Below are 12,468 nucleotides of genomic sequence, written 5' to 3'. Positions count from 1 at the left end.
TCTATCAATTGTTATCTCTATCAATTGTTATCTCTATCAATTGTTATCTCTATCAATTGTTATCTTTATTAATTTATATAGACCTTGTCATTAATCAGCATTTTGAAAAATCATAGTATATTATTGGTATACCTATTCATTAAAATAGTATATCTACTGAGATATTTTTTTCGAAGCATTCCCTTAAATCACCCCATTGAAGCTTCTCGACATCAATGTCATTTAAAATAGGAATAAGCCCTAATATTGGGACATTGGTTAACTTCTCAATAGTTATTTTGTTATCCATATGACAAACATTTGCGTCATCATACCCGTTGATAATAATGCCTTTTACCGTAATACCAAGGTTTTGTGCATATCTAACCGTCATAACTGTATGGTTTATGGTGCCTAACCCTGGTCGAGCCACGATGATAATCGGCAACTCAAAATCCAGTACAAGATTATAGAGCATATAACCTTCTTCTGTAAGAGGAACAACTAGCCCACCAGCACCCTCGGCAAGAATATAGGAGTATTTTTCACATAAATTTTGATAGCTTTTTTTAATAACCTCCACTTGAATAGGGATGTTTTCTATTTTTGACGCTAAATGAGGTGCTACTGGCGTTTGAAATTTATAAGGGGTCATATTTTCTAGAGTCTCCTCTAGGTTTGCAACAGTTTTTACAAATCGAGTATCTCCAGGAATCAGTTCTCTATGATCCTCTATTGCACCACTGAGTACAGGTTTAAAATAACAAGCGGTATATCCATTTTTTCGAAGAAGGTGCATAAGTCCTGCGGATACTACGGTTTTTCCTACATCAGTATCAGTTCCTATAATAAAGACTCCTTTTGACATATCACACCTCAAATCCTGCTTCAGAAAGCATTTTCAAATCTTCAGAAATGTTATTTCCTATGGTTGTTAAATAATTTCCAACCAAGGCTGCATTAACCCCAGCTTCTAACCCTTTGCTTTGAAGCTCTCCTAATGCCTTTCTTCCACCAGCATATCGAATATAACCATCTGGAAGTATAAATCGAAATACTGCCATTATTTTTAGAATTTCTTTAGCTTCTAGTACTTTTTGCTCTCCTAACGGTGTTCCCGAAATTGGATTCAATACATTAACTGGGATCGACTTTATATTTAACGCCTTTATCTCAAAGGCCATTTTAAGTCGTTGTTCCATGGATTCTCCCATGCCTAAAATACCACCACAGCAAACGTCATGCCCAGCTTTTATTACATTTTTTATCGTTTCTATACGATCTTCATACGTATGAGAATCACAGATTGTATCAAAATTATCTTCACTTGTTTCTATATTGTGATGATACATTTCCACACCGACTTCCTTTAATCTGACCGCTTGTTCATAAGAAATAATACCGTGGGAGGCACATAATTTTATGTTTGTTTTTTCTTTTAGTTCTTTGTAAATTTCAAGTAGTTTTTCAAATTCTTCATCGGAAGGACCTCTTCCACTCGTAACTAAGGAAAAACGATTTACCCCTTGTCTTTCATTTTCTCTAGCCAATTCAAGCGCTTGCTCAACAGAGACCAATGGATATTCCTCAACACCTGTATGATAGTGTCCTGATTGAGCACAATACTTACAATTCTCTGTACACTTACCAGATTTCGCATTCATAATCGTACACAAATCTACCTTGTTACCCATAAATTTGATGCGAATTCTATTTGCAGCTGAAAACAAGTCTTCTAAATCCTCAGTTTCAGTAAGCCTTAAAGCTTCTTCCAGGTTAATACTGTCTCCTAGCATAATCTTCTGTTCCATTTTTGTTATAAATTCTTTCATAATATGTATCTCCTTTTATTGTTGTTTCACTAATTTTAGATAAAGACAATGGTAAGTAGCCCTAACCTTTTCGTTTTCTCTATAGTCAGAATCATAAATGTTAATAACTTCACTTATTAACATTGGGGATTGGCATCTCCCCTGAACATTGCTGTTATTTGCACCTACTTTTTTAACTGAACGAAAAAAATCCTTTGTACAATCAAAATATTCATATTCTAAGCTTTCCTTTATATCTATCTCTCTAGCTTCCGCTAAACACAATTGATTTAATTCTGTAAAGCTGTAAAATGCTTGACTAGGGGAAGCTTCTGAAACTAGATTAAGTTGCTCTTTTGCTTTTGTATACGCTTGATTTAATTCCGTAAAAGTTTGTGTGCCAAACGTTGAAAAACAAAGAATGCCATTTTCAGCTAACAATTCGTGAAGTTTATGAAGCGTTTGAGGTAGTTGGTTGAACCATTGAAAGGTTGCATTTGAAATAATCAAATCATAGGTATCGTTAAGCTCAATTTCTTCAATATCTCCGCAGATATATTCTATTTTACTTGATTCAATGCATTGTTGTTTTGCTATTTCAATCATGCCTGAAGCAAGATCTATCGCTGTAATATATGCAGCAGGAAAAAGAGTGCTTAATAACTTAGTTAAATAACCGGTTCCACATCCAATATCTAGAATGCGATTTATCTTACAATGGACCAGTACATTCAAATTACAAAAGGACAGAAGTTCTTCTGCCATCTTTTTCTGAATGTTGGCATATTGATCATAAGTTTTCGCATTATTACTAAACCGCATTTTGAGCAATTTTTTGTCAATCATATAAACTTCCTTCCTCACATGCCTTTACAAATTCCTTAATGCTATCGTAACATTGTTTTGGATTCGTAAAAAAAGGTATATGTCCTGTATGTGCAAGTGATATTAATCTCGTTTGATACGTCTTCTTCGATCGTATATATTCTATTGCTGCTAAAGGACAAATTTGATCCTCTTCACCATGAAGCAACAACATAGGTGCTATAATATGATTGATTCGCTTCCGCACATCTGCTTGAATAAGATAATCCAAGCCTATCAATAACGAATTAGTACTGTAATCACTATTATTTAATTCAACCATTTCAAAGAAACTCTGGGCTTGTCCATTCGAATTTTCAGTATTTGAAAACATCGCTTTGTTGAAGTTTAATCTTGTTTCTTGCTGGTCTTTTTCAAGTTTAAATTTCATTCGTTCAATAATTTTTTTATTCCAGCCGATTAAATACTGTTCCTCCTTATAAATAGTAAATCGACTTGTACCACTTATTAAAAAGACATATTTTATTTGAGATGTGTATTGGCTTGCTAGTTCTAGCGCCACTAGAGCACCTAAAGACCATCCTAACAAAGAGAAAGAATCCATCTTATATTGATTCATTAATTGCACAACTTTTTCTTTATATCCATCTACGGAAGTAATATCATTCCATTCGACGAATAGTAATTCAAAGTCGGCTGATAGCATTTCCTGAACGGGTTTCCAAATATATGAACCCATTCCCCAACCTGGGAGCATTACTAAATATGGTTTATTCATTTTATTCACCTAATCATTATTTTTTAACCGAAGGGGCAGTCCATTGACCCTATGCAATAATCTCTAATTTCTTTCCTATAAGAATCATCTTATGAATCACCTCATCTAAATCTTCCTTCGTATGAGTCGCCATCAAAGAGACTCTTAATCGACTGGTTCCAGTTGGCACTGTAGGAGGACGTATAGCAGGCACATAAATGCCTTCTTCAAATAATAATTGGCTGAACATGGCAGCCTTTTCAGCTCCCCCAATCATAATTGGAATAATCGCAGTACTGCTTTTTTTAATTTCAAAACCTGATAAATCTAATTTGTTTTGAAAGTAATCTGAGAACTTCAGCAATGCAATCCTTCTTTCTGGCTCTTGCTTCATAATTTCTATTGCGTTTATAGAAACTGCTATAGAGGCAGGTGCTAATGCAGTGGAATAAATAAAGCTTCTTGCATGGTTGATTAGGTAGTCAATTAAAATCTGTTTTCCAGCAACATAACCACCTTCAGAGGCTATCGCTTTGCTTAATGTACCCATATGAACATCGATTTGATTTTCTAGTCCAAAATATTCTGGTGTCCCTGCTCCATTTTTTCCTAATATACCAGTCGCATGAGCATCATCCACCATTGTCATGATAGAATATTTTTCAGCAATTTCAACAAGATCAGGTAGCGGTGCTATATCACCATCCATACTAAATACACCATCGGTTACAAGCAAACATTTATCTTTTTTATATTTCTTAATTTTCTGCACCAAATCATCCATATCACAATGCTTATATCGAATCAACTCTGCTCCACTTAGACGACTTCCATCCACAATACTAGCGTGATTTAATCTATCACTAAAGATAACCCAATCTCGATCTGTTATCGCATTGATTGTGCCTACATTAGCCATATATCCAGTGTTAAAAACAATGCTGGCTTCAGTTCCTTTGAACTCAGCAATTTTTCGCTCTAATTCCTTATGGAGATCATAGCTGCCCGTGGTCAATCTTGAGCCTCCAGATCCTACACCATATTTTTGAATGGCTTTTATTGCCGTTTCCTTAAGACGATCATCATCACAAAGCCCTAAATAATTATTCGATCCCATCAAAATCACATTTTTGCTGTCAATAACAACTCGAGGAGCTTGTGCATTTTCAAGATATCTAAGCTTTCTATATAAACCTTTTTCTTTTATACTTTGTATTTTCTCATTTAATAATTGGTGCATTTTTCTATCTCCTATAACAATTCTCTTCCTATAAACTCTGCAAAAAGATAATAAAAGAATAAACTATAATCATCGTAATGTCAACCAGATTTACATATAGGTTAACATTACGCGCATGGAAGTTCTGATTCGCAGAAAACCCCCTTAAGCATAAATGCTTAAAGGGGTTTTCTTCATATTACTAATTTTTAATTTTTTTTTAAATAAATTACTATCTGCCTGTAGGGCGGTAGCAATCTTTGCAATAAACTGGTTTTTCGCCATTTGGCTTAAAAGGAACCGTTGTATTCTTTCCACACTCAGCACATACAGCTGGAAACATTTCACGTTCTGATCTACCAAAACCACCTCTGTTATTTCCTCTTGATTGTTGTTTTTTTGCTGCTCTACAATCAGGACACTTTTGTGGCTCGTTTTCAAAACCCTTTTCCTTGTAAAAAGCTTGTTCACTATCCGTGAAAACAAAATCTGAGTTACATCCCTTACATACAATTGTTTTATCTGCCATTCTAATTTTACCTCCTTGATTTTTTTGGATTTAAGATTTAAAACCATCTGACCCCAAAAAACAAGGATAGATTTGTCTGAAAATATTCAATCCATTACATAAATAGTTGTTCTGTTATTAACATATCACAGATATTATATCAATAATTCGCCAAAATCACAACATCAAATTAATGCTATTAGATATTTCTCTCAACAAGCTTGTTTCTTTGTAATATTTGTACGTTATTGAGGCTTTCTTTTTTAATAATTTGACTTATATCTTCAAATATTACAAATATTTTCCTTCCACAATCTTTACTTTTTTCATAGTTGGTACGAGCTACTTCAATTTGATTGTTCTCAACAGCTTGTATTACAGCCTCTCCATATTTGTGTAATTGTTCGTGAAGTGCATCAATTTCATACCACTTGTTTTTTATCAAAGGAAAATCAATATCTATACTGTGATAAAAGTGACCAAATTTACATTTGTGTCCATTCACTTGTAATGGAATCACTTTATTTGTATCTACTATTGTTTTCAATTTATCCAACCATCCAAGATGACCTTGTTTTGCACTTTCGATTATTTTAAGTATTTCATCATTGCTTAATGCATTTTTGCTACCCTTTAATGCTTCAATCGCTTCCTTGTTAATTACTGATAATAAATCATCCACTTCCGAAAATTTCTTAGCGAGTTGTTTACTTTCAATTGCATCATCACGAATTATTTTCGTCATATAACTTAACCTTTCTGCATCTTGACTGGATGAATTCATTGCACTATTAATCTCCTCTGAAGCTAGCTTAACCTCTGTCATTGAATGATTGACATTTGTTATTTCATTTATTGAATGATCAAGCATTTCAACACTCTCAGATACAGTTATAAATACACGGTCAATTTGTTGACTCATTTCATTCGTTGATTTCAGCGTATTGTCCATACTTTTTTTACCTTCATTTGCAGTAATTCGAATATTACTGACAAATGCATTCATACCTTCTAAGTTATGCTTGGTGCTGTCTGCAAGCTTTTTAATCTCATCAGCAACAACAGCAAATCCCCTACCACTTTCACCCGCACGGGCTGCTTCAATAGAAGCATTTAATGCCAGTAGATTTGTTTGATCTGCAATTTGACTTACACTTGCAACGATACCATCAATCTTTTGACTCAAATCAATCAACTTTTCTATTTCAACTTTCATTAGATTTGCATCTCTTATAACCGTTTCTTTTAATTTATTAACACCAGTCAAATTATTCAATCCATTTTTATTACTTTCTAGTATTACCCCCGAATGTACTGAAAGATCCATTAACGTATCTGAAACGGTTGTTATTGTTTCATTAACTTGATTCATACTAGCGGTTGTTTCTTCAACAATGGCTAGATTTGATTCACTAAGTGTTGCCATCTCATCTGAGAAACGAATAAGTTTAGTAGCTGTATGCGTCATTGTAACATCAAATTCACTTAAGGAAACTGCTACATCTAAAGTTTTCTTAGTGGTATCAGATAATTGTCTTTCATTACTTTGAAGCCTTTTAAACAAATCTATCATCGTTTTATGAATTGGATAATCTGCAGATGGCTCTTCTGTTTCAATATCATTCATAAGATTTTCAACGTACGCTAATAGACAAATTGCTTCATTACAGTTCTTGTTCTTCAAAAAATTTTTCATGCCAGTCCACCTCACATTGATATTTTATAGTATTTTATATTTGAATGGATACTTATGATCTTCGGGGGCTAAATCAGTTATATCATCCGCCTCAGTTATTGATATTAAATTATTAAATTTACTTTCAAGCTTTTTTTGTCGAATTATGTCATTATTAGTACTACTGTACTACATATTCAGAGCAGTTTGCAAGTGCTAAATTAAATTATATGTTACAGTTCTTATCGTTAACATCAGTTATTACTCCTATATTTTTACTAATTGACATAATGCGACAAATGTACTATAATTAGCTCTTGTAAGAATAGTTACCTCTTACATATTAAATACTCTCCCCCTCATCCTTTTGAAAAGGCACCGATCGTAGGTGCCTTCTTTTTTATGTTGAAAATCATTTGATACAACACTTGTAATGCTTTAAAAGATATATTATAATTGATAAAAACTAGCATTATAGGGGGTATATATATGGTAGAAAGCATCGTCTCTATTGATCTTTTTGTCGAAGAAAAATTAGAAATCAAAAAGAACCGTCTTATGCCACCTCAGTTACATGGTGATGAGAAAAGAATCTGTATCGTAACAGGTATCCACGGTGATGAATTAGAAGGACAATACGTCTGTTATCAAATAATAAAGAGACTTAAAGATAATCAAGACAAGTTAACTGGAATCGTAGATGTTTATCCAGCACTTAATCCATTAGGAATTGACTCCATCTCAAGGGGCATACCAATGTTTGACATGGATATGAACCGTATTTTCCCCGGGTCTGAGAATGGTGCTGTTGCTGAAAATATTGCTTCCAAAATACTTAAAGATATCGCCGAAGCAACAATGTGTATAGATATCCATTCCAGCAATATCTTTTTAAGAGAGGCGCCCCAAGTTCGTATGAGCGAGGCAGCATCAAAAACTCTTTTGCCCTATAGTCAATTGCTGAATACGGATTTTATATGGATCAACCCAAAGGAACAAGTCCATCACGCTACCCTCGCTCAAAGTCTAAATGAAATTGGTGTTCCAACAATGGTTGTTGAAATGGGTGTAGGTATGCGTATCACTACCCATTATGGTGATATGTTGGTTGAAGGTATCTTTCGCCTTATGAAAGAATTAGGTATATGGCAAGGAGATGCTACTTCAGCAAAAATACCTCGCACGATTCAAGACAATGATATTCAGCTGGTTAGTGCCAGTTATTCTGGGATCTTTATACCTAGAATTGATCATGCTGTTTATGTAAAAAAAGAAACACCCCTTGGTGATATCCTTGATACACTAAATGGGGAAATCCTTGAGACATTATTGGCACCCTGCGACGGTCTAATTTTGACTCTCAGAGAGTATCCCGTTGTTTATAAAGGTTCTTTGTTAGCAAGGTTGATAGGAGGTGCTCAAGATGAATAAAGAAATTATATTCGAACTACAATCACCTTATAGAAACAATTTTCAAATAAACGGTTTTACTTTCGGTCAAGGTAGCCCTTCCGCCGCTATTATCGGTCCTATGCGCGGCAATGAAATTCAACAGCTTTATATTTGTTCTCAACTCATTCAAACACTGTTAAGCCTTGAAAAGAAAGGTTCAATATCTAAGAACCATAAAATCTTGGTCATCCCTTCCTTAAATCATTACGCAATGAATATTGGCAAGCGTTTTTGGACATTGGATAATACCGATATCAATCGTATGTTCCCCGGCAATATTGAAGGTGAAACAACCCAAAGGATTGCTGCTGGTGTACTTGAACAGGTGAGTGGTTACACTTATGGAATACAGTTTGCCAGCTTTTATATGCCCGGTGACTTCATCCCCCATGTTCGAATGATGGAAACTGGCTACAACAATGCTAGCTTGGCAACTTTATTTGGTCTTAAATATGTCTTTGTTCGTACGCCTAAACTGTTTGACAAAACTACCCTTAACTTCAACTGGCAGATAAAAGGCACCCAAGCTTTTTCTCTCTACACAAATCAGACGGATGCTATCGATGAAGCATCGGCAAAAGAAGCCGTTACCTCAATCTTGAGATTCTTAAGTCGTATGGGCATTATCAAATACCATACCCACAGTGGATACATTTCCAGTTCCTTAGAAGATGACAATCTCATCACCGTCCACACACATACTGCTGGTATCTTTAGAAGCAAGGTTAAACCCGGTGACGACGTAGTTTATCAACAGGTGCTCGCTGAAATCCTCCATCCCTATGAAGGTAATGTAATCGCACAGATTTTGTCACCTACCAACGGTGTCATTTTCTTTGCTCATTCAAACCCACTGGCAATGGAAAACCAAGTCATGTTTAAGTTGATACATCGACAATATATTTAAAGAAGAAAATCGGCTACGCAGTGTTAAATAACATTGTTATTTATACACCGAGTTTAAACTCTCGTTCATATCTGCCGCTTTTCCAATTGCTTATGCAGAACTTTCCTTGTCAACACACATAGTTATTAGTAACCTAAAGGAAGTACAAAAAATGAAAATTGATGAATTCTCAGATTATGTTGTGTATGTATCCGAAAAAGAAATACCCCCTATACTACTCAGAGACTTAAACATGGGAATCCATGTGAGCCCTAAAAGACTTGAGGATAATGAAGAAAAAGATTATTATATTATGGGGGAATACATTCAAGATGAATTGGGAAATCAAGTGGTATTGTATTATGGATCTTTTCAATATTTTCTAGAAGATGAACCTTTAAATATTTGGCACAAAGAAATAATGGATACTATAAAACATGAGTTAATACACCATATTGAGGCAATGGCTGGTCAAGAAGACCTTTCATTCCAAGAAGATATTGAGGTTTTAAATCGAAAAAAATCTAAGCAAAAGAAAAGTCGTAATTAATAGGTATTTGTATACTTCTTCTCTTTTTGGCTAAACTAAGTCTAACTTGAAGAAAGGAAGGTGTTTTTTATCGCAATTTTAGGAAATCCCTTTGTATCAAACGTGCCTCGTCAAATGTCAAATGAAGAATTAGCTCAAGCTTTACGTGTTGATATTGCTGGAGAGTACGAAGCCATAATTGGTTATGAATCCCATGTGATGGCTACCACTGATGAACGCGCAAAAAAAGTTCTACAACATATCGCAGATGAAGAAAAGAAACATGTCGGTGAACTTCAACAACTACTCTATGTGATTAGCCCAAATGATGCCCAACAAATTGAAAAAGGTAAGCAGACCATTCAGCAGCAAGAACAGCAAAACTTTCAAATACCCTTACAATAAAACAACCCACACCTTCAAACTGGTGTGGGTTTGCTATTGTAGGGCTTAAAAGCAAAAATTATTCTCTATATTTTATAGCCAATCCTTTCAGAAAATTCCTAGCATATTTATCTCCACATTCTTTATAATTCCTATGTCCTTCTTTTCTTAATACCGCACTTAATTCTCCTTTTGATATGATGATTCCCGCTTCATTTAATATGTCAAGGATATCGTCACTTGTTAAAGATAGTGCTATTTTCAATTTTTTTAGCATGAGATTATTAACACTTTCACTACTCTTCATAGACGGTGCCGGACTTTCGTGTTGTCCTGTTTTTGAACCTTGTTGACCTCTTTTAAATATAATAAAGCCATTTAAAAATGAATCTATCATAAAATAAGTGCATTTTATTTTCTCATCATTCTCTTCTATATCATCATTATTATCAATATCATCATGGTCACTATTCTTTGATTTTATGAGCATTTTCATAACTTCTTCTTGTGTTACTTCAATGCCACCAAGCTTAAATATCTCCACCAAATCTGAATTTCTTATCTCTAGTGCATATCTTAATCTAATTAGTATATCATTGTTATTCATCAATAAACCTCCTAAAATGGTGATTTTTATCATATCCTCATTTACCATAGAATAACATAAATTGTTGCAATAAAAAAGCCCAACTTTCGGGCTCAAACTGTGTATCCTACTCATCATCATTTCCAACTTCGTATTATTATCTTTTTGTAGGATATGTTTTTTTGATGTTTTCAATAGCATTTTCTCTATCTTTTGACTGATAATCGATTGTGGCATTGTTATTGTGAGCAGTACTAGCATACGTTGGATTGGGAGTGTTTTTATTTTTTGACTTGTTCATAATATTTTAGAGTCCTTTCTTTTACTGTAAACATATTATTTCCAGATCAAAAGAAATTATCCCCTCATTCGTTTCTACTAAAGTTCGATATTCATCTTAAAGATCGTATTCATATTTAACAACAAAAAGCTCTAAAAGGTCTTCCCCTCTGTTGCCTAGTTCAGAGTTAACTCCTTTAGAAAGATTTACTACTTGACCGACTTTAAAAATTTTGGTTTCATTATTCTCAAAGGTTATACTTAATTCCCCTCGAATGATAAGAACATAAACAATCGCATCAGTTGGATGCTTAGGAAACACTTTGCCTGGTGGAACAACAACATGATTCATTAGAACCTTATCATCTTTAAAAACATTCTCAAATATTTCTTGATTTGTTATTGTATAATTATAAACTTTTTCCATAATATCACCTTCTTTTCATAGGTCTTAATATTTCATTTGCCTCTCATTTATCGAATAATTTATTTTCCAAATAAGCAAACACTTGGTCATCGTTCCCCTTAAATACTATTTTACTTGTAGTCTTTTCTATTTGATAATTGTACATTGGATCATAATAATCTCTTAAAAGCATTTCAACCCAATTTTTGTGTAGATGAAATCCTCCTGAATACAATTGTTCTTGATAAGCGTGTTCAAAAAAATCTAAGACCTTTTTATAACGATCGCCTCCAAGGCGATTTTTAATTCTCTTTATGCTATCTCGTATATAATTAGACCATTCAACCATTCCTTGCTCTCCCCCATATGCCTTTCGATAAAGGGCTTGAGATTGAATAACATATTCATTTAGCGTATTATGAACACGATCCTCAAAAGAGGCTTCTAATATCACTAACTCACCACCTTTAAAGTATTCAGCCAGTGGTCTTGGTATAAGGCATCGACCTACATTGTATCCTTCGTCCTCAAGAATCATATATCGGTGATCTTTATGTCTATGTTGAAGGAGTGCATAAGCAAGATTATTTTCAAAGTTGATTTGACTAGGTTGAGGTTCTAATTGCTTCCCAAAGGATGAACCTCTGTGATTAGCGATACTTTCGAGATCTATAGCATAATCAAGCTTCTTAAGTAATATGGTTTTACCTACTCCTGTGCACCCACCTATTAAAATAGGTTTGCTCTTTTGTTGGGAAGGTTCAAGGGCCTTAATCAAATAATTTCGAAAGACTTTATAACCACCTTCCAGTCTGTGTATTTTTTTACCTGTTGCCTCCTCAATCCATTGTTGGCTAATTTGAGATCGAAGACCCCCTCTAAAGCAATAGATCAAACTATTTGGGTATTGGTCCAAATGAGTTTTCCAGGAATTTATTCGTGCTTGTCTTATTTCTCCTGACACCAATTGATGTCCTAATAGGACAGCCTCTTCGTTGCCTTTTTCTTTATAACAGATTCCTACCAAGTGTCTTTCTTCATCATTCATAAGTGGCAGATTGACAGCGTTTATAAAAGAACCTTTTTCAAATTCAATGGGTGCACGTACATCAATTAGGGGTATTTCGTCAATAACAATTCTTTCAAAATCTTTCCATTCATATTGATTCATT

At 34.2% G+C, this 12,468-nt stretch carries 14 protein-coding genes; 4 read left to right on the top strand and 10 right to left on the bottom strand.

Annotated elements, in window-relative coordinates; translation table 11 throughout:
• Positions 1–139 precede the first annotated feature (139 nt).
• From bioD to CVU84_08995, 7 genes are all read right to left on the bottom strand, one after another.
• A complete protein-coding gene (gene bioD, locus CVU84_09025; GenBank protein PKM94649.1) occupies positions 140–847 on the bottom strand; it encodes a dethiobiotin synthase in 708 nt (235 codons plus the stop codon).
• 1 nt (position 848) lies between these two features.
• Entirely contained in the window at positions 849–1,811 is a 963-nt protein-coding gene (locus CVU84_09020; GenBank protein PKM94648.1) for a biotin synthase BioB, read from the bottom strand.
• A gap of 15 nt (positions 1,812–1,826) precedes the next feature.
• On the bottom strand, positions 1,827–2,636 hold the full coding sequence (gene bioC, locus CVU84_09015) for a malonyl-[acyl-carrier protein] O-methyltransferase BioC (GenBank protein ID PKM94647.1): 810 nt from the start codon (positions 2,634–2,636) through the stop codon (positions 1,827–1,829).
• Positions 2,629–3,393, bottom strand: coding sequence for a biotin biosynthesis protein (locus tag CVU84_09010; GenBank protein ID PKM94646.1), 765 nt, complete (start codon positions 3,391–3,393; stop codon positions 2,629–2,631). Before CVU84_09010 ends, bioC begins: the two co-directional genes overlap by 8 nt.
• 49 nt (positions 3,394–3,442) lie before the next feature.
• Positions 3,443–4,612 carry an 8-amino-7-oxononanoate synthase gene (bioF, locus tag CVU84_09005; protein ID PKM94645.1) on the bottom strand — a complete coding sequence of 390 codons (1,170 nt, stop codon included), beginning with the start codon at positions 4,610–4,612 and terminating at the stop codon, positions 3,443–3,445.
• Between the two features lie 211 nt (positions 4,613–4,823).
• On the bottom strand, positions 4,824–5,120 hold the full coding sequence (locus CVU84_09000) for a zinc-binding protein (GenBank protein PKM94644.1): 297 nt from the start codon (positions 5,118–5,120) through the stop codon (positions 4,824–4,826).
• Between the two features lie 178 nt (positions 5,121–5,298).
• On the bottom strand, positions 5,299–6,795 hold the full coding sequence (locus CVU84_08995; GenBank protein PKM94643.1) for a chemotaxis protein: 1,497 nt from the start codon (positions 6,793–6,795) through the stop codon (positions 5,299–5,301).
• Positions 6,796–7,263: 468 nt separating this feature from the next.
• Here CVU84_08995 and CVU84_08990 point away from each other — a divergent pair, with 468 nt between their 5' ends.
• From CVU84_08990 to CVU84_08975, 4 genes are all read left to right on the top strand, one after another.
• Positions 7,264–8,205: a succinylglutamate desuccinylase gene (locus CVU84_08990; protein PKM94642.1), complete on the top strand. Its 942-nt coding sequence runs from the start codon at positions 7,264–7,266 to the stop codon at positions 8,203–8,205.
• Positions 8,198–9,133: a succinylglutamate desuccinylase gene (locus CVU84_08985; protein ID PKM94641.1), complete on the top strand. Its 936-nt coding sequence runs from the start codon at positions 8,198–8,200 to the stop codon at positions 9,131–9,133. Before CVU84_08990 ends, CVU84_08985 begins: the two co-directional genes overlap by 8 nt.
• A gap of 151 nt (positions 9,134–9,284) precedes the next feature.
• Positions 9,285–9,662, top strand: a complete 378-nt coding sequence (locus tag CVU84_08980; protein ID PKM94640.1) for a hypothetical protein — start codon at positions 9,285–9,287, stop codon at positions 9,660–9,662.
• A gap of 69 nt (positions 9,663–9,731) precedes the next feature.
• Complete coding sequence (locus CVU84_08975; protein ID PKM94781.1) at positions 9,732–10,046, top strand: rubrerythrin family protein; 315 nt, start codon at positions 9,732–9,734, stop codon at positions 10,044–10,046.
• A 58-nt stretch (positions 10,047–10,104) separates the two neighbouring features.
• Here the strand turns inward: CVU84_08975 and CVU84_08970 are convergent, their stop codons facing one another.
• The 3 genes from CVU84_08970 to CVU84_08960 all read right to left on the bottom strand — a co-directional run bounded on the left by CVU84_08970 (position 10,105) and on the right by CVU84_08960 (position 12,467).
• Positions 10,105–10,632, bottom strand: coding sequence for a DUF1456 domain-containing protein (locus CVU84_08970; protein ID PKM94639.1), 528 nt, complete (start codon positions 10,630–10,632; stop codon positions 10,105–10,107).
• A gap of 376 nt (positions 10,633–11,008) precedes the next feature.
• Positions 11,009–11,317, bottom strand: a complete 309-nt coding sequence (locus CVU84_08965) for a hypothetical protein (GenBank protein ID PKM94638.1) — start codon at positions 11,315–11,317, stop codon at positions 11,009–11,011.
• A 43-nt stretch (positions 11,318–11,360) separates the two neighbouring features.
• Complete coding sequence (locus CVU84_08960; GenBank protein ID PKM94637.1) at positions 11,361–12,467, bottom strand: tRNA 2-selenouridine(34) synthase MnmH; 1,107 nt, start codon at positions 12,465–12,467, stop codon at positions 11,361–11,363.
• Between the last annotated feature and the right edge of the window lies 1 nt (position 12,468).

The organism is Firmicutes bacterium HGW-Firmicutes-1 (genome assembly GCA_002841625.1).
Classification (GTDB): Bacteria; Bacillota; Clostridia; order Lachnospirales; family Vallitaleaceae; genus HGW-1.
This window is presented reverse-complemented; position numbering and strand designations above follow the sequence as displayed.

What these genes read in the sequence shown, in the direction of transcription:
- bioD (PKM94649.1), bottom strand. Translation starts at nt 847, where the DNA reads ATGTCAAAAGGAGTCTTTATTATAGGAACTGATACTGATGTAGGAAAA.
- CVU84_09020 (PKM94648.1), bottom strand. Translation starts at nt 1,811, where the DNA reads ATGAAAGAATTTATAACAAAAATGGAACAGAAGATTATGCTAGGAGAC.
- bioC (PKM94647.1), bottom strand. Translation starts at nt 2,636, where the DNA reads ATGATTGACAAAAAATTGCTCAAAATGCGGTTTAGTAATAATGCGAAA.
- CVU84_09010 (PKM94646.1), bottom strand. Translation starts at nt 3,393, where the DNA reads ATGAATAAACCATATTTAGTAATGCTCCCAGGTTGGGGAATGGGTTCA.
- bioF (PKM94645.1), bottom strand. Translation starts at nt 4,612, where the DNA reads ATGCACCAATTATTAAATGAGAAAATACAAAGTATAAAAGAAAAAGGT.
- CVU84_09000 (PKM94644.1), bottom strand. Translation starts at nt 5,120, where the DNA reads ATGGCAGATAAAACAATTGTATGTAAGGGATGTAACTCAGATTTTGTT.
- CVU84_08995 (PKM94643.1), bottom strand. Translation starts at nt 6,795, where the DNA reads ATGAAAAATTTTTTGAAGAACAAGAACTGTAATGAAGCAATTTGTCTA.
- CVU84_08990 (PKM94642.1), top strand. Translation starts at nt 7,264, where the DNA reads ATGGTAGAAAGCATCGTCTCTATTGATCTTTTTGTCGAAGAAAAATTA.
- CVU84_08985 (PKM94641.1), top strand. Translation starts at nt 8,198, where the DNA reads ATGAATAAAGAAATTATATTCGAACTACAATCACCTTATAGAAACAAT.
- CVU84_08980 (PKM94640.1), top strand. Translation starts at nt 9,285, where the DNA reads ATGAAAATTGATGAATTCTCAGATTATGTTGTGTATGTATCCGAAAAA.
- CVU84_08970 (PKM94639.1), bottom strand. Translation starts at nt 10,632, where the DNA reads ATGAATAACAATGATATACTAATTAGATTAAGATATGCACTAGAGATA.
- CVU84_08965 (PKM94638.1), bottom strand. Translation starts at nt 11,317, where the DNA reads ATGGAAAAAGTTTATAATTATACAATAACAAATCAAGAAATATTTGAG.
- CVU84_08960 (PKM94637.1), bottom strand. Translation starts at nt 12,467, where the DNA reads ATGAATCAATATGAATGGAAAGATTTTGAAAGAATTGTTATTGACGAA.